Origin of the sequence: Primorskyibacter sedentarius (genome assembly GCF_004342065.1) — a bacterium.
Taxonomy (GTDB): Bacteria; Pseudomonadota; Alphaproteobacteria; order Rhodobacterales; family Rhodobacteraceae; genus Primorskyibacter; species Primorskyibacter sedentarius.
Genome location: NZ_SLZU01000007.1, coordinates 42,554 through 59,215, shown reverse-complemented (window position 1 = coordinate 59,215; position 16,662 = coordinate 42,554). Strand labels below are relative to the sequence as shown.

12 protein-coding genes are annotated in these 16,662 nt (G+C 62.2%); 10 read left to right on the top strand and 2 right to left on the bottom strand.

Annotation, left to right across the window (positions count from 1 at the left end; all coding sequences use genetic code 11):
• Window positions 1-87 precede the first annotated feature (87 nt).
• The 9 genes from dusB (at window position 88) to hflX (ending at window position 11,921) form a co-directional block, all read left to right on the top strand.
• The gene (gene dusB, locus EDD52_RS11400) at window positions 88-1,017 is read left to right on the top strand and encodes a tRNA dihydrouridine synthase DusB (RefSeq protein WP_243651913.1); all 930 of its coding nucleotides are present in this window, start codon (window positions 88-90) and stop codon (window positions 1,015-1,017) included.
• Complete coding sequence (locus EDD52_RS11395) at window positions 1,014-2,096, top strand: two-component system sensor histidine kinase NtrB (RefSeq protein ID WP_132245023.1); 1,083 nt, start codon at window positions 1,014-1,016, stop codon at window positions 2,094-2,096. Before dusB ends, EDD52_RS11395 begins: the two co-directional genes overlap by 4 nt.
• Window positions 2,096-3,469, top strand: coding sequence for a response regulator (locus EDD52_RS11390; protein WP_132245021.1), 1,374 nt, complete (start codon window positions 2,096-2,098; stop codon window positions 3,467-3,469). The genes EDD52_RS11395 and EDD52_RS11390 overlap by 1 nt, the downstream gene beginning before the upstream one ends.
• Before the next feature lie 175 nt (window positions 3,470-3,644).
• The gene (locus EDD52_RS11385) at window positions 3,645-5,846 is read left to right on the top strand and encodes a sensor histidine kinase NtrY-like (protein ID WP_132245250.1); all 2,202 of its coding nucleotides are present in this window, start codon (window positions 3,645-3,647) and stop codon (window positions 5,844-5,846) included.
• The gene (gene ntrX / locus EDD52_RS11380) at window positions 5,843-7,261 is read left to right on the top strand and encodes a nitrogen assimilation response regulator NtrX (RefSeq protein WP_132245019.1); all 1,419 of its coding nucleotides are present in this window, start codon (window positions 5,843-5,845) and stop codon (window positions 7,259-7,261) included. Before EDD52_RS11385 ends, ntrX begins: the two co-directional genes overlap by 4 nt.
• A gap of 124 nt (window positions 7,262-7,385) precedes the next feature.
• Window positions 7,386-8,762, top strand: a complete 1,377-nt coding sequence (trkA, locus tag EDD52_RS11375) for a Trk system potassium transporter TrkA (RefSeq protein WP_132245017.1) — start codon at window positions 7,386-7,388, stop codon at window positions 8,760-8,762.
• Between the two features lie 4 nt (window positions 8,763-8,766).
• The gene (locus EDD52_RS11370; RefSeq protein WP_243651908.1) at window positions 8,767-10,287 is read left to right on the top strand and encodes a TrkH family potassium uptake protein; all 1,521 of its coding nucleotides are present in this window, start codon (window positions 8,767-8,769) and stop codon (window positions 10,285-10,287) included.
• Between the two features lie 123 nt (window positions 10,288-10,410).
• On the top strand, window positions 10,411-10,650 hold the full coding sequence (gene hfq / locus EDD52_RS11365; RefSeq protein WP_058246736.1) for an RNA chaperone Hfq: 240 nt from the start codon (window positions 10,411-10,413) through the stop codon (window positions 10,648-10,650).
• Window positions 10,647-11,921: a GTPase HflX gene (gene hflX, locus EDD52_RS11360; RefSeq protein WP_243651907.1), complete on the top strand. Its 1,275-nt coding sequence runs from the start codon at window positions 10,647-10,649 to the stop codon at window positions 11,919-11,921. Before hfq ends, hflX begins: the two co-directional genes overlap by 4 nt.
• On the opposite strand, the gene EDD52_RS11355 is transcribed toward hflX, so the two are convergent.
• Window positions 11,922-12,785, bottom strand: coding sequence for an aminoglycoside phosphotransferase family protein (locus EDD52_RS11355; RefSeq protein WP_165907519.1), 864 nt, complete (start codon window positions 12,783-12,785; stop codon window positions 11,922-11,924).
• 52 nt (window positions 12,786-12,837) lie between these two features.
• Window positions 12,838-15,300 carry a penicillin acylase family protein gene (locus EDD52_RS11350; RefSeq protein WP_132245011.1) on the bottom strand — a complete coding sequence of 821 codons (2,463 nt, stop codon included), beginning with the start codon at window positions 15,298-15,300 and terminating at the stop codon, window positions 12,838-12,840.
• 109 nt (window positions 15,301-15,409) lie between these two features.
• On the opposite strand from EDD52_RS11350, the gene EDD52_RS11345 reads away from it, so the two are divergent.
• On the top strand, window positions 15,410-16,288 hold the full coding sequence (locus EDD52_RS11345; protein WP_132245009.1) for an NAD(P)-dependent oxidoreductase: 879 nt from the start codon (window positions 15,410-15,412) through the stop codon (window positions 16,286-16,288).
• The last annotated feature ends 374 nt before the right edge of the window (window positions 16,289-16,662 follow it).

Here is a 16,662-nt window from a genome sequence, read left to right as displayed (position 1 = left end):
TACCTCAGGGTTGAATGCACAAGGATTAAGCATGTGACCATCGAACTGGCAGATCTGTCTGTCGATCCTCCGATTTTGCTCGCGCCGATGGCGGGAATCACGGATCTGCCGTTCCGCGAACTGGTGTCGAGCTTCGGTGCCGGGCTGGTGGTCAGCGAAATGGTGGCGAGTCAGGAAATGGTACAGGCAAAACCCGGTGTTCGGGAAAAGGCAGAGCTGGGATTCGGCAAGGCGCGGACCTCTGTCCAGCTGGCCGGGCGCGATCCTCACTGGATGGCAGAGGCCGCGCGTATGGTCGCAGATAACGGCGCCCGCGTGATCGACATCAATATGGGCTGTCCGGCAAAGAAGGTCGTGGGCGGCTATTCCGGCTCTGCGCTGATGCGTGATCCGGACCACGCCCTGCGTCTGATCGAGGCGGTCGTGGGCGCGGTGGACCTGCCGGTTACGCTGAAGACGCGGCTGGGATGGGATGACGATTGCCTTAACGCGCCGGGTATTGCGCGCCGGGCCGAAGGGGCAGGCGTGCGGATGATCACGATCCACGGCCGCACCCGCTGTCAGTTCTACAAGGGCCGCGCCGATTGGGCGGCGATTGCGCAGGTCAAACAGGCGGTCAATATACCGGTGATCGCGAATGGCGATATCGTGGATATCAACTCGGCCCGTCAGGCGCGGGCGCAATCGGGCGCCGATGGCGTGATGATCGGGCGGGGTGCGCAAGGCAGGCCGTGGCTTCTGGCTGAGGTGGCAGCGGCGCTGCACGGGCACCGCTCACCGCAAGTGCCGCAAGGCCGGGATCTTGTGGCGATGGTCAGCGCGCATTACGAGGCGATGCTGTCCTTTTACGGCGAAGATCTTGGCCTGCGGGTCGCCCGCAAGCATCTGGGCTGGTACATGGATGTCGCGCGGACCGCGGCACCGCTGCGGCGCCGCGTCCTGACCTGCAAATCCCCGGCCGCTGTGTTGGAATTGCTGGAAGACGCGCTTCTGCACGGGCAGGAGGCCGCAGCATGACGCCTGAAATGGACACCGCAATCTGGTCTTCGCTGCCCGTGCCAGCCATTCTGATCGACAAGGACGAGAATATCGCAGATCTCAACCCGGCTGCCGAAGGGTTCATGAACAACTCGGCCAAGTGGTTGATGGGACAGCCGATCTGGGACCGGCTGATGATCGACGCGCCCTTGGAAAAGAATATCGAACGCGCCCGCAAAGATGGCACGCCGCTATTCGTCAATGATGTCGATGTCGGCACCGGATCGCGCGCACCTTTGCAATGCAACATGTCCATTGCACCTGTCGCGGGCCAGCCGGGCTGGATGGTCATGCTGATTTCACCGCGCGAACTTGCGGGGCGCATGACGCAGAGCCATTCGGTCAAATCGGCTGCGAAATCTGCGATCGGAATGGCAGAGATGCTGGCCCATGAGATCAAGAACCCGCTTGCGGGCATCACTGGGGCGGCACAGCTTCTGAGCATGAACCTCGCAAAGGAAGACCTTGAACTCACGGATCTTATTGTCGAGGAATCGCGCCGGATCGTGAAGCTGCTGGAGCAGGTGGAGCAGTTCGGCAACCTGTCGCCGCCAGAGCGGCGCGCGGTCAATATTCACGACGTTCTGGACCGTGCCCGACGCTCGGCCCTGCTGGGGTTCGGTGCGCATATGAAGATCGTCGAAGATTACGACCCTTCGCTGCCGATGGCCTTTGGCGACCCGGATCAGCTGTTGCAGGTGGTGCTGAACCTTATCAAGAACGCGGCGCAGGCGGCTGGCTCCAAAGGCGGCACCATCCGTTTGCACAGCTTTTACGAACACAGTTTCAGGCTGCGCAGGGCGGATGGGTCCGGGCAGGCGCTGCCGCTTCAGATCGAGATCATAGATGATGGTCCCGGCCTGCCGGAGAGTATCAAGGGCGACATCTTTGACCCCTTCGTATCGGGCCGTGAAAACGGCACCGGGCTGGGCCTGGCCCTGGTCAACAAGATCGTCTCTGATCATGACGGGTGGATTTCGGTGAATTCGGTGCCCGGGCGCACCGTTTTCCGGATCTCGCTGCCGCGAGCCGCCCAGGAACCCAAGGAGAAAAACTGATGGATGGCACGGTACTGGTCGCCGATGACGACCGCACGATCCGCACGGTTCTGACGCAGGCGCTGACGCGCGCCGGGTGCAAGGTCCACGCGACCAGCTCTTTGACCACGCTGATGCGCTGGGTGGCTGAGGGCAAGGGCGATGTGGTGATTTCGGACGTGATGATGCCCGACGGAAACGGGCTGGAGATGCTGCCAAGGATTGCACAGGACCGGCCGGGCCTGCCGGTGATCGTGATCTCGGCGCAGAACACCATCATGACGGCCATTCAGGCGGCCGAGGCCGAAGCCTATGATTACCTGCCCAAGCCTTTTGACCTGCCTGACCTGATGAAACGCACGGCGCGCGCGCTGGAGAGCCGCCGCCATGTTCCGCAGGCCCCGCGGTCGGATGATCCGACAGATGCGCCCGATGATCTGCCTCTGGTTGGCAAGACGCCGGTGATGCAATCGCTGTACCGCCTTGTCGCGCGGGTGATGAACACCGACCTGTCCGTGTTGATCTGTGGTGAAAGCGGAACCGGCAAGAGCTTGATTGCAAAGGCAATTCACGACTTTTCGGACCGGCGCACCCTGCCTTTCGTCACCGTGACGGGGGCCGATCTGCAAGAGCTGGAAGGCCCGATGCGCGTTCTGGCGCGGGTCAAGGGCGGCACGTTGCTGATTGACGAGATTGCCGATGTCGATGACGAGGTTCAGGCCCGGATCGTGCGGATGATGGATGTGCCGGGCGATCACGTGCCGCGCTTCATGGCCACCAGCCAGAGCGATCTGGCCGCCGCGATGGAAGAGGGCCGCGTGCGGCGCGATCTTTACTACCGGCTTTGCGGGGCCACGCTGAACGTGCCGGCATTGCGTGAACGCGTGGACGATATCGCCCTTTTGACAGAGCATTTCCTGAACCGCGAAGAACGCGATGGCGCGCCCAAGCGCTGGCTTTCAGAGGACGCGGCAGAGCTTTTCCGCGCCTATAGCTGGCCCGGCAATGTCCGTCAGCTGGAAAATGCGGTGCGCAGGCTTGGCCTGACCAGCCGCAGCGAAGAGATCGCCCGGTCCGAAGTCGAAGCCGTTCTGGGCAGCCAGCCCGAAATGGGGCCGGTCCTGCGGGGCGGCAACGATACCGAAAAGCTTTCGGCCAGTGTTGCCCGCCACCTGCGCCGCTACTTTGACCTGCATGGAAACATGCTGCCGCCGCCGGGGCTCTATACGCGTATCCTGCGCGAAGTGGAGGCACCGCTGATCGAGATTGCACTGGATGCTACTGGCGGAAATCAGGCGAAATGCGCCGATCTTCTTGGCATCAATCGCAATACTTTGCGCAAGAAGATCACCGATCTCGATATTAGCGTGACACGCCGCCGCAAGTTGATGTAAAAGAGCAACATAACAGTGGCCCCGGTGCTTCGGTACTGGAAAGGACCACTAGATATGGCGGTTCGCTGCCTTTGGCAGCACATCAAGAAGAGGGCAGACTGTGGCCTCAAGGGCACGTGCCTCTACCTGGACCCGGTTCAACCGGCTGCGGCGGCAACGCCGCTTCCAAAACGCGATGACGTTGGGGCTGGTCTTGCTTGGGCCGGTTCTGGCGGCGGCGACGTTTGCCATTCTCGGCCCGTTGGATCAGGGTGCCGCGTCGCTGCCCTTGCGGCTGATCCTGCTGGCCGATTTTGTTTACGTCCTTTTGCTGGCGGCACTCGTTTTACAACGCGTGGCCCGAATGGTCTCGGCCCGGCGCGCGAAATCTGCGGGGTCGCGATTGCACCTGCGGCTGACGGGTGTCTTCGCGCTGATGGCTCTGCTGCCGACGGTCACTGTTGCCATTTTTGCCGTGCTGACAATCAATGTCGGGCTTGAGACATGGTTTTCAGACCGGGTGCGCGCCGTGGTGGGGGCTTCTCTGGAAGCCGCTGAATCCTACGAGGCCGAACACCGCGAAGGGCTGAGCGTCGATGCGACGGCGCTGGCAGCTTATCTTGACGCCAATCGCCGCGCCACATTCGCCATGAATGATGGCGAGGTCCGGCAGGTTCTGGGCCAGGGGCAAAGCCAGATCCAGCGCGGGCTGCGCGAGGCCTATGTTATAGACAGCGCTGGCGAAATCCGTGCGCGGGGCGAGCGGTCCTACCTGTTCGATTACGAACGCCCGACACCCGCCCTGATCGAGCAGGCCCAACGCGATGGCATCGCCCTGATCCCCGACTGGGACAATAACGAATTCCGCGCGCTGGTGCCGCTGCGCGCCTTCGTGGACAGGTATCTTTATGTCAGCCGCGAGGTGGATGGCGGTATCCTCAACCTGCTGGACGAAACCCGCGAGACGGCGAAATTCTATCAGCAGCAGGAAACGGAACGCGGGCGACGGCTGTTCGATTTCGCGTTGCTGTATTTCGGTTTCGCGATCCTGCTGATCCTGGCTGCGGTCTGGCTTGGCATGTGGTTTGCCGAACGCCTGTCGCGCCCGGTCGGGCGGCTGGCGGGGGCCGCGCAACAGGTGGGTTCTGGTGATCTGGACGTGCAGGTTGTCGAAGAGGATGGCGATGACGAGATTGCCATGCTGGGGCGCTATTTCAACCAGATGACCCGGCAGTTGAAGGGGCAGCGCAACACGCTGCTGGACAACACCCGCCAAATCGAACGCCGACAGCGGCTGTTCGATTCCGTGCTGACCTCTGTCACCTCTGGCGTGGTGGGGCTGGACGAAGAGGGGCGCGTGACTTTCGTCAACCGCTCTGCCGAGCGTCTGCTGGCCTGGAGCGCCGACCAGCAATCGATGCCGATCGCGGTGTCAGTGCCGGAATTCGGACCGATCTTTGAAAAACTGCGCCACGGTGGCAGCGAGACGGTGCAGGAAGAGGTCAAGGTCAGCCGCGAAGGGCATCTGGAGCATTTGCTGGTGCGCATGTCGACGCGGCGCCGTGCCAATGGCAGTCTTGAAGGCTATGTTGTCGCTTTTGACGACGTGACCACGCTGGTCAGCGCGCAGCGGATGGCGGCCTGGGGCGATGTTGCCCGGCGGATCGCGCATGAGATCAAGAACCCGCTGACGCCGATTCAGCTGTCTGCTGAACGCATCAAGCGTAAGTTCCGCCGCCAGTTGGACGAAGAATCGGGCGAGAGCCTTGATCAGCTGACAGGCGTGATCGTACGCCAGACGAATGACCTGCGCCGCATTGTCGATGAATTCTCGAAATTCGCGCGCATGCCGGAACCCGAACGCCGCCCCGAAGATCTGCGGGAGTTGCTTCGCGGGGCGGTTCTTTTGCAGGAGACAGGCCAGCCGGATGTGCGTTTCGTCACCGATATAGATGACAGCGTCATGCCCGCAGAGCTGGACGCGACAATGATCGGTCAGGCCCTGACGAACCTGATCAAGAACGCCGGAGAAGCGATTGAGTCCATGAATGAAAGCGCGGAAGGTGGCGAGGTTTCGCCAGAGGTTCGCATTTCTCTGAAACGGGATGGTGACAAGGCAGAGATCCGGATCATGGATAACGGCATCGGCCTTCCCGAAGATCGCGCCCGCCTGTTCGAGCCTTATGTCACCACCCGTGACAAGGGCACCGGGCTGGGCTTGCCGATCGTCAAGAAGATCATCGAGGAGCATGGCGGCAGCCTGAGCCTTGAAGATGCGCCCGTGTTCGAGGGCGCGTCACATCGCGGTGCAATGGCGGTGGTTCGCCTGCCGCTGGGTGAAGCAGCAGGGGCGGCCGTGACGGAAGAGCCGCCCGAAACAGGAACGAGGGCAGTATGAGTGACATTCTGATTGTCGATGACGAGCGCGATATCCGCGAATTGATCGGGGATATTCTTGAGGACGAAGGCTATACCACGCGGCTGGCGGGGAACTCCAACGAGGCGATGGCGGAGATCAATGCCGAAGCGCCCGCGCTGCTGATCCTGGATATCTGGCTGAAGGACAGCAAGATGGACGGGATCGATATCCTCAAGACCGTGAAGCGTGACAATCCCGATGTGCCGGTGGTCATCATTTCGGGCCATGGCAATATCGAGATCGCGGTCGCCGCGATCAAGCAGGGCGCGTATGACTTCATCGAAAAACCCTTTAATATCGATCAGTTGCTGGTGGTGATCCGCCGGGCGATGGAAACAAGCCGTCTGCGCCGCGAGAACCTGAAGCTCAAGCGCAAGGACATTCATCCGACCGAGATGATTGGCGAAAGTGCAGCCTTCAGGGGCCTGATCGGCCAGCTTGACAAGGTCACGAAATCCAACGGCCGGGTCATGCTGTCGGGTCCGCCGGGATCGGGCAAGGAAGTGGCCGCGCGGTATATCCATGCTCATTCCAACCGCGCCTCTGGCCCGTTTGTTACCGTCAATTGCGCTGGTGTTTCGCCCGAAAGTGTCGAAGAGGTTCTCTTTGGCCGCGAAGGATCTGACCGTGGGGTGGAACCGGGGTTGCTGGAACAGGCCCATGGCGGGGTGATCTATTTCGACGAGGTCGCCGACATGCCGCTTGGCACCCAGTCCAAGATCCTGCGGGTCATGGTCGACCAGCAATTCACCCGCGTGGGCGGGGCAGACAAGGTGCGCGTGGACCTGAGGGTGATCTCGTCCACCGGGCGCAACCTTGAGGCCGAAATCGCGGCAGGCACCTTCCGGCAGGAGCTTTATCACCGGTTGAACGTCGTGCCGATCGCCGTGCCCAGCCTTGAGGACCGGCGCGAAGATATCCCGCTTCTGGCCGCGCATTTCATCGAACAGTGCCACAAGACGCAAGGTCTGCCACTGCGGGCGCTCAGCGAGGAAGCCGTGGCGCTGATGCAGACGATGATCTGGCCGGGAAATGTGCGGCAGCTGAAGAATCTGGTCGAACGCATCCTCATTCTGGGCGAGGGGTCCGGGGAAATCGCGGCCCGCGAGCTGCCGCAGGATACAGACCCCGCCGATGGCGACGAAAACCGGGTGGTGCTGTCGGGAACGCTGGCCACCTTGCCGCTGCGCGAGGCCCGCGAAGCGTTCGAGCGTGAATACCTTCTGACCCAGATCAACCGGTTCGGCGGCAATATCAGCCGGACTGCCAGCTTTGTCGGGATGGAACGGTCGGCCCTGCATCGCAAGTTGAAATCCCTTGGCGTCGTGACGACGAACAAGTCCGGTGCGCGCGTCGCCCGCGTAGAGGACGAAACCGACGCAGAGGTTGACTGACCGCAGCCTGCCAACGCAGGGGCGAACCTGAGCGAGGGCCATCGGGCGCGCACCGGTGGATTGACCCTCGCTGGGGCTTCTGTCATGCAAATCCGGGGAGCGACATTCGCCGGAAGGGCTTTGAATGAAGGTCATCATTTGCGGAGCAGGTCAGGTTGGCTGGCAGATCGCGCGGCATTTGTCGGGCGAACGCAACGACGTGACGGTCGTGGACAACAATGCCGATCTGGTGCGGCGCGCGACGGACACGCTGGACGTGCAGGGGATTGCAGGCTTTGCGTCCTATCCCGACATTCTTGATCGGGCCGGGGCGCGGGATGCCGACATGATCATCGCCGCCACCCATTCGGACGAGGTCAACATGGTGACCTGTCAGGTCGCGCATTCGATCTTTGCCATCCCCCGCAAGGTCGCGCGGTTGCGATCCCAAAGCTATCTGACCGCTATCTATTCCGACCTCTACCGCCGCGATCACATGCCGATCGACGTGGTGATCAGCCCCGAACGCGAGGTGGCGGATGCCGCGCTGCAACGTCTGGCGGCCCCTGCGGCTTTCGACACAGAGACCTTTCTGGACGGCAAGGTGCAGCTTTTGGGCCTGACCATCGAAGACGGCTGCCCGGTCGTGAACACACCGCTGCGCCAGCTGACGGATCTTTTCTCCACGCTGCGCTCTATCGTGGTGGGCATCCGGCGCGACGGCACGCTTTGGGCGCCGGATCCGGGCGATCAGCTTTTTGTCGGGGATGATTGCTATATCGTGGCCCATGCCGATGACATCCGCCGCACGATGGAAATCTTCGGCAAGTCGGTCAAAAAGCAAGAGCGTGTGGTGCTGATCGGTGGCGGCAATGTTGGTCTGACCGTCGCGAAAGAGCTTGAGGCCCGCGCCGAACGCGTGCGCGCCAAGGTGATCGAACGGAACCGGTCTGTCGCAGAGCGCGCGGCCGACACGTTGGAAAAGACCATCGTGCTGCATGGGGACGGGCTGGATGCCGCGCTGCTGTCAGAGGCCAATATCGACCGCGCCGATGCCGTGCTTTGCGTGACGGATGACGACAAGACCAACATGCTGGCCGCGGTCCGCGCCAAGGCGGCGGGCTGCCCGATGGCCATCGCCCTGATCAACGACCCGACGCTGGTTCCGCTGATGGGGCCGCTTGGCATTGATGCCTATATCAACCCGCGCGCCACCACGGTCAGTTCGATCCTGCGCCACATTCGTCATGGCCGTGTGCGCGGCGTCTATTCGATCGGGGACGCCGAGGCAGAGGTGATCGAGGCAGAGGTTCTGTCGACCTCGCCCATCGCCGGGCAGCAGATCCGGGATATCGACTTCCCCGAAGGCGTGCTGGTCGGGGCGGTGTTGAAACAGGACAAGGTGGTCAAACCGTTGGGCGGTCTGCGCATTGACGAGGGCGATCTGATCGTCCTCTTCGCCATGACCAAGGATGTGCCAGAGGTGGAGCGGCTGTTGCAGGTCTCCATCGACTTCTTCTGACGCCATGCTTTTTGCCCGTCTGAAGCTTTTGCCCTTCTTTTTGCTGCTCACGGTGCTTGCCAGCGCCGCGATGATGGTGCCTGCGGGTTATGCGCTGGTGCAGCAAAGCTTTCACGAAGCGCGCAGTTTCTTTTACACCGGGCTGGTCGGGCTGATCGTTTCGGGGCTGGTGGCAACCGCCATGTCGGGCCGTCCCACCAACAAAAGCGCCCTGCGCCAGCTTGCGGCGCTTCTGGCCGGGTTCGTCCTGATCCCGGCATTGCTGGCCGTACCGTTTTTCGAGGCGGTTCGCACGACGACCTTCCTCAACGCCTATTTCGAGATGGTCTCCTCTTTGACCACGACCGGCGCGTCCCTGTTCGAGCCGGAACGCCTGACCCGGACGCAACACCTCTGGCGGGCGGAGGTCGGCTGGCTGGGGGGGCTTTTGATGTGGATCGCGGCGGCCGCCATTCTTGCGCCGCTGACGCTTGGCGGGTTCGAAGTGACCGCAGGCGGGGAGCCCGGACAGATCTCTGCCGCGGGGGCCGCCCGTCAGGACATGGCTGACCCGTCAAAGCGCCTTTCGCGCAGCGCCCACTACCTTGTGCCGATCTATGCCGGGCTGACGCTGGTGCTGTGGCTGTCGCTGATGGTGGCAGGCGACCGCCCGTTGGTGGCGCTGATCCACGCAATGTCGGTGATGGCGACCAGCGGGATTTCGTCGATTGGCGGGTTGGAGAACGCCTCCAGCGGGATCGCCGGAGAGATGATCCTCTTCGTATTCCTGTCCTTCGCATTGTCCCGGCTGACCTTTTCCAGCGATACGATCAATCGCGCCCAGCCCGGCCTGCGCCACGATCCGGAATTCCGGCTGGGTCTGATCGTTGTGATCGGCGTGCCGCTGCTGCTGTTTCTGCGTCACTGGATTGCGGCGTTTGACATTGATCAGGAAGAAAACCTCTCGGCCGCACTGCGCGCCTATTGGGGGGCGACATTCACGGTCCTGTCCTTCCTGACGACGACGGGTTTCGAAAGCGCCGAATGGAACGAGGCGCAGAACTGGTCCGGGCTGCAGACCCCCGGCGTGATCCTGCTGGGTCTGTCGCTGATCGGCGGCGGGGTCGCCACGACCGCCGGCGGGGTAAAGCTGTTGCGGGTCTTCGTGCTGTATCTCAACGGGATGCGCGAGATCGAAAAGCTGGTCCATCCCAGCTCTGTCGGCCGGGCCAGCGCCTTTACGCGGCGCGTGCGCCGGTCGGGGGCGTTCATCGCATGGATCTTTTTCATGCTGTTCGCGCTGTCATTCACCCTCGTCACCATGGCGCTGACAGCGGTGCATGTCTCTTTCGAGAATGCGATGGTGCTGGCAATCGCTGCTCTTTCCACGACGGGCCCGCTGATCACCTCTGCCGCAGAGGCCCCGGTGGACCTTGTTCGCCTTGGCCCCGAGGCCAAGATCATCCTGTGCGGCGCCATGATTCTGGGCCGGTTCGAGACGCTGGCGATCATCGCCATGATCACGCCGGATTTGTGGCGCGATTGACACCGCTATGCCGCGACTGCAAAAGGGTATGGATTTCTGCTGGTAAGTCCCAAAAGGGCGATACATAATCGACCTTCGAGGGCGTGCCGATCCGCGCGACGTGACAAGAACAAAGGCAATTCAATGGCTTCCGATAGGCAAAACCTACAAGACGCGTTCCTGAACCACGTTCGCAAGACCAAGGTTCCGGTGACGGTGTTCCTGATCAACGGCGTGAAATTGCAGGGCGTGATCACCTGGTTTGACAATTTTTGCGTGCTTTTGCGCCGCGATGGTCAATCACAGCTGGTCTACAAACATGCCATCTCGACGATCATGCCTTCGCAGCCGATCAACCTGTATGACGGCGAAGACAACAGTTGAAAGAGCACAAGACGCATGTGACCCGCGCCTGGGTTCTGCATCCTGACATCCAGTCCGACCGGGACCGGCGCGAGGCAAAACCCGCGCTGGACGAAGCTGTGGCGCTTGCTGCGGCCTTGCCCGATCTGGAGGTTGTGGGCGCCGATGTGGTGCGCCTAGCCAAGCCGCAGCCCGCCGGGCTGTTCGGCACGGGCAAGATTGACGAGCTGAAACGGGTTTTCGAGGCGGCCGAGGTAGAGCTGGTGCTGGTTGACGGCCCGCTTAGCCCGGTTCAGCAGCGCAATCTGGAAAAGGCGTGGGACGTCAAGATACTTGACCGGACCGGGCTTATTCTTGAGATTTTCAGCGATCGTGCCGCGACGCGCGAAGGTGTCTTGCAGGTCGAGATGGCCGCGCTTTCCTATCAGCGGACGCGTCTGGTGCGGGCCTGGACCCACCTTGAACGCCAGCGGGGCGGGCTTGGGTTTGTCGGCGGTCCCGGCGAAACCCAGATCGAGGCCGATCGCCGCGCCATTGATGACCAACTGGTGCGCCTGCGCCGCCAGCTTGAAAAAGTCGTGAAAACACGGGCGCTGCATCGTGCCGCGCGGGCGAAGGTGCCCTATCCGATTGTGGCCTTGGTGGGCTATACCAATGCGGGGAAATCCACGCTGTTCAACCGGCTGACCGGGGCCGAGGTCATGGCCAAGGACATGCTTTTTGCGACGCTGGATCCGACCATGCGGGCTGTTCGGCTTGAAAACGGGCTTGAGGTGATCGTGTCGGATACGGTGGGCTTCATCTCTGACCTGCCCACGGAACTGGTGGCGGCGTTCCGCGCCACGCTGGAAGAGGTGCTTGCCGCCGATCTGATCTGCCATGTGCGTGACATCAGCCATGACGAAACCGAAGAGCAGGCGGCAGATGTGCGCGAGATCCTGGAAAGCCTTGGGGTCGGCGACGAAACCCCGATGATCGAGATCTGGAACAAGCTGGATCTGCTGGACGACGAAGAGGCGGATGCCGTGCGCGCCCGCGCCGAGCGGGACGACACCGTGTTGACCGTCTCTGCGCTGACCGGCGAGGGGCTTGGCAATCTGCTGGAGGCAATCCGTACAACGCTGAGCGCCAACAAGGTGACAGAGGTGCTGACGCTGGGATTTGATGGCGGCAAGCAGCGCGCCTGGTTGCACGAGCGCGGCGTCGTCACGCAAGAGCGCCAGACGGAAGACGGGTTCGAGATCACCGTGCATTGGAGCCCGAAACAGGCCGGCGAATACGCGCAGCTTTAGTCAGACGCTGTCGTGCGGCAGGTCTTGTGCGACAGCCAGAAACATCTCCAACAGCGCCAGCTCTTCGTCCTCTGCCAGAACAGGCCCGCTGCGCCATGCAATGGACAGGGCGCATTTCACGGCGGCCCATTGCAACAATCTGTGCTCTGCGACGCCGAATTGAATGCTCCACAGCGCTGCCAGATGGCGCAGGCGCGCGGGGTTTCGCACGGTTCGGGCAGCGCCCTTCGGATTGCGGAATGCATTGGCCAACTCGAAGCTGCGTTCGCCCAGAACGCCCTTGGCGTCAAATGCAGTGAACCCTCGGACCCCGAGTTTGATATTGTCGTGATGCAGATCGCCGTGCAATGGCCGGATGTCATTTTGGGTGCCGACCAGATGCCGCGCCAAGCTCTGGCTGTTCGCTATATTCGCCCTGTTTTCATCACTCAGGCCGGAGGCGCATTGCAGATCGAAAAGGGCGGTGAACCAGCTTTCCAGTTCGGGCAGGTCCAACGATGTCAGCCCCTTTGTCCGCGCGTGCAGACCATTTGCCACTGAAACAAGTTCCAAAGCCGCCACGGTATCCTGACCCGCTCTGGTCATGTCGCCCAGCGACGGGCCGTCCAGCCATTCCATCAGCGCCGCTTTTGGGTGGGTGCCGTAGACCTGCACCAGCGGGGCAGAGGGCAGGGCCGACATGACCGCAAAACCGGGCCGTTCGTTGCCCATGTCGGAGGCGTGGTAGATCTTCAGCGCGGCGGCATCGTGATCGTGCGTGCGGACCTTCCACAGCGTTGCAATGCCGGTCCGTTCCACCAGCGTGGCGTCAAGCACATCAAATCGGGCGGCGATTTCGGGATCGGGCAGGCATGCCGGTTGCATTTGAGTGCCCTTCTTGCAGATCATTCAGGCGGGACAGACGCGCGGGGCGGCCCTATTCAGGGCGCAGAACCGTGATGCCGACGGCGGCCGCCCGTGCCAGATCCGTGTCGAGCGACATCGGGATGTATTCGCCACGCCGCCAAAGCTGCCCAAGGTCGTCGTAATGGCGTGACAGGAAATGCCCCGATTGCCCGGTCGAGATCACGAAGACAGAGCTGTCGGGATCGGCAAAATCATAGACACCGCGAAACCCCGCGCCATGCACGTTGTGAAACGGATCCGGGTCTGTCCCACTTGTCAGGCCGCGCATCAGGGTGTTGTCGCCACCGCTCGTCGATTGGCGGATGTTGACGAAATAGTTGAGCACCGCGACCTCGCCCAGAACGGGGTGGTCATGTGTTGCCTCATGCGCATCTCCCCAGCGCAGGGATTCCAGCGCGGTCCCGAAATTCTCGGCAAGCCAGACCAGCGCGTCATCCAGCGCAAGGCGGGACAGATCGGCGCAAGTCTCGACGGCGGCGCTGCGGATGATGTCACACCAGGCAGCGGCGCCATCCACGTCGCGGAAGACCCGTTCGATGAAAAGCGGCTCTACATGGTCGAACTCATCCGCCAGGGGGCCCAGATCGTCGCGGATCAGGCGTTCCTGCAGCGCGCGCACCCATGCGGCATAGATCAGCGGCTCTGGCAGATGCTCGTTCATCTCGCCATTCCAGCCCGCCAACAGTTCCAACGCGCGCTGCTTGCGGCGTTCGGGCGTGCCTTCGGGGGCCGCTTCGGTCGTGTACCAAAGGTCGGCGCCGATCAGCGGCAGAAGGGTCCGGGCCGTGGTGCTGACCGTATCCAGCTGCGCCTCGATAAAGCTGTCGCGCGTGTGCACTTCGCGCCCCTGCATCAGCCGTTCCCATCGCTGGATGCGCTGGCTGTCGCCCCATTCATAGCTGACATGGTTGGGGAAGGGGCGTTCGATCAGCTTGTTATTGGTGTTGCCGACGATCCCGCCCGCAGGAGAGACAAAGCGAGGGTTGGCCGAGAAGGGCATGCGCCCGTTCCAGCGGTTCTCGGCCCGCCATCCAAGCGTGGGAAGGCGGCCTTTGCTTTGATGCGCCGCGTCGCGTCGGGGCATGGCGCCGACCATGATCAATGCGACCGTGTCCTTGTCGGCAAGGGTCAGGTTCTGGGAGGGGGCGATGAAATCCTCTGACGCTTCGATCGCTTCTGCGACCGATCCGGCATTCATCAGGTTGATCGCCGCCGTCATCGACGTGTCGCGCGGGCTGAGCGCGGTCCAGGACAGCGATGTGACGTGGCCGGGCGGCGTGATGGTGGCAAGGTCGTAATGCGTGCCCGGAAGAACCGGGCCATTATCGGTCCAGCGCAGGGTCATGGTGATCGGCTGCTCATCCTTGATATGGATGATGGATTTGCGCGTCTCAAAGCGTTTGAACCCGTCCGGCGTGCGATACTCTTCAGGATTTTCGGGGTTGAGCTCTTCGATCCTGAGGTCCTGATCGTCCAAGTAAGAGGATGTCACGCCCCATCCCAGCCGGTCGCTGCGCCCTGTCAGGATCGCGGGGATGCCCGGAATGGTGGCGCCGATAACGCCGCCCGCCGCCATTTCCAGCCGCGCCAGATACCAGGTGGAAGGCGCGGTGAATTGCAGATGCGGATCATTGGCAAGCAGGGTGCCGCCCGATGCGGAGCGGTTCGGCGCGGCGGCCCATCCGTTCGACGCGCCCGCAAAGGCATGGCGGCGGGCCGGGTTCAGCGGATCTTTGCTACGCGGGGCAGCTTTGGCATAGCGCGGGACATCCGGCACAAGCGACGCGTAATCGGGCAGGGCGGCCACCCCGGTTCCGGGCACGTCAGGCAGAATGTCCGACAGGCGGTTTTCGTCGGGCAGCAGCAAGGATGCGCGCGCGCGCAAGACCTCTGCCGACAGGTGGCCGGAGAGCTGCAGGGACATCAGCTTCAGGATCGCCACGGAATCCGCAGGCCGCCAGGGAGGGATCGGGTTGTCGAAAAGAAAGAACTCCGGCGCGCCGCGGCCCAGACTGTCCTGATTGATCTCTGCGATGCGGGCATTGACGCCGGCCGCATAAGATGTGAGCGCCGCCACGACATGTGCGTCCTGAGCCTCTACCGAGCGGACGGCAAGGGGGTAAAGATCCAGCCGCCGCAAGAGCTTGTCTATGTTGACGGTGCGGGGGCCGAACATCTCTGACAGCCGTCCCTGAACCGTGCGGCGCATTGTCATCATCTGCCACAGCCGGTCCTGCGCATGCGCATATCCAAGGCCGAAGAACACATCCGGATCGGCAGTCCCGAAGATATGCGGCACATTCGAATGATCGCGGACAATCTCCACCTCGCCAGAGATGCCATCGACACGCAGGGATTTGTTGTAATCGGGCAGCGACCGCGAGGCGAGGTAGTAGACAACGGCCACAACAACGCAGCACAGAACGATCACGGTGGCCGTGAGCCGTACCATCCATCTGAAACCCGTTGCCATGTCTGCCTCCGTTTGACTGCGATTCCTTGTGTTCGGCAGGGATGGCCCCTTGTCAAGCAACCGCCCATTGGACACAACGCTGGGGAACGTGAATTGGAGGAGAGGTTATATGGCGAAGATTGCGTTTTTGGGGCTCGGGGTCATGGGATATCCGATGGCCGGCCATCTTCAGAGCGCCGGGCACGAGGTCACGGTCTATAACCGAACCGCCGCCAAGGCCGATAAATGGGTGAGCGAACATGGCGGTGTCTCTGCCGCGACCCCGGCAGATGCCGCCAAGGGGGCAGAGTTCGTGATGACCTGCGTGGGCAATGACGACGACCTGCGCGGCGTCTGTCTGGGCGAACAGGGCGCCTTTGCCGGAATGGGGGCGGGCGCGATCCTTGTCGATCACACGACCGTGTCGGCCAAGGTCACCTCAGAGTTGTATGCGGCTGCGGCCGACGCAGGATTGGGCTTTGTCGATGCGCCGATCTCCGGCGGGCAGGCGGGGGCCGAAAACGGAGTGCTGTCGGTCATGTGCGGTGGCGATGCCGATACCTATGCCAAGGCAGAGCCGGTGATCGCCGCCTATGCGCGGATATGCCGACGCATTGGCGAAAGCGGCGCGGGCCAGATGACGAAGATGTGCAACCAGATCGCCATTGCCGGTCTGGTGCAGGGTCTGTCAGAGGCGCTGCATTTTGCTGAAAAAGCCGGGCTGGACGGGGCCGCCGTGGTTGAAGTGATCAGCCAGGGTGCTGCCGGATCGTGGCAGATGTCCAATCGTTACAAGACCATGCTGGCGGATGAGTTCGAACACGGGTTTGCGGTGAACTGGATGCGCAAGGACCTTGGGATCTGCCTCGACACGGCGGATGAAACGGGTGCCAGCCTGCCGGTGACCGCGCTGGTCGATCAGTTCTACAAGGATGTCCAAAAACTGGGCGGTGGCCGTTGGGACACTTCAAGCCTGATCAAGCGCCTGAGGGCGATGGACCAGGGCTGACCCGTCAGCCCCCATGTTTCAGCACTCTTTCCCCGGCCTGGCAGGGCCGGGGCCGCAAAGCCGAAACGGCGGCGGAGTCCTGACCCTGCTTCGCACTGAACAGATTATGGCCGAAGAAAGCGGGCAGGTGACCGCGTGATTGCCGTTTCCCGCATTGCGTGCATCGCTTTTAGCGGTGCGGGGTGCGATTGTGGATTGTATTTCCGGTATTTGTCCCTTTATGCTGTCGGAACGGCCAGCTTTCCACATGGGAAAGGGCCGATGAGAGTTTCGCTGCATCGATGTTGCGCCAGGAATTTTCCTGACCACTCGGTTCAGACCGATCAGGCCGCAAGGCCGCACTGAATGCCCGGAACGCGTAAGCGACGGGTCTT

Bases quoted from the DNA above. Each gene is read 5' to 3' on its own strand.
- EDD52_RS11390 (WP_132245021.1), top strand. From the start codon at position 2,096: ATGGATGGCACGGTACTGGTCGCCGATGACGACCGCACGATCCGCACG.
- EDD52_RS11370 (WP_243651908.1), top strand. From the start codon at position 8,767: ATGCTTTTTGCCCGTCTGAAGCTTTTGCCCTTCTTTTTGCTGCTCACG.
- trkA (WP_132245017.1), top strand. From the start codon at position 7,386: ATGAAGGTCATCATTTGCGGAGCAGGTCAGGTTGGCTGGCAGATCGCG.
- EDD52_RS11345 (WP_132245009.1), top strand. From the start codon at position 15,410: ATGGCGAAGATTGCGTTTTTGGGGCTCGGGGTCATGGGATATCCGATG.
- EDD52_RS11395 (WP_132245023.1), top strand. From the start codon at position 1,014: ATGACGCCTGAAATGGACACCGCAATCTGGTCTTCGCTGCCCGTGCCA.
- hfq (WP_058246736.1), top strand. From the start codon at position 10,411: ATGGCTTCCGATAGGCAAAACCTACAAGACGCGTTCCTGAACCACGTT.
- ntrX (WP_132245019.1), top strand. From the start codon at position 5,843: ATGAGTGACATTCTGATTGTCGATGACGAGCGCGATATCCGCGAATTG.
- EDD52_RS11385 (WP_132245250.1), top strand. From the start codon at position 3,645: ATGACGTTGGGGCTGGTCTTGCTTGGGCCGGTTCTGGCGGCGGCGACG.
- EDD52_RS11355 (WP_165907519.1), bottom strand. From the start codon at position 12,785: ATGCAACCGGCATGCCTGCCCGATCCCGAAATCGCCGCCCGATTTGAT.
- dusB (WP_243651913.1), top strand. From the start codon at position 88: ATGGCGGGAATCACGGATCTGCCGTTCCGCGAACTGGTGTCGAGCTTC.
- EDD52_RS11350 (WP_132245011.1), bottom strand. From the start codon at position 15,300: ATGGCAACGGGTTTCAGATGGATGGTACGGCTCACGGCCACCGTGATC.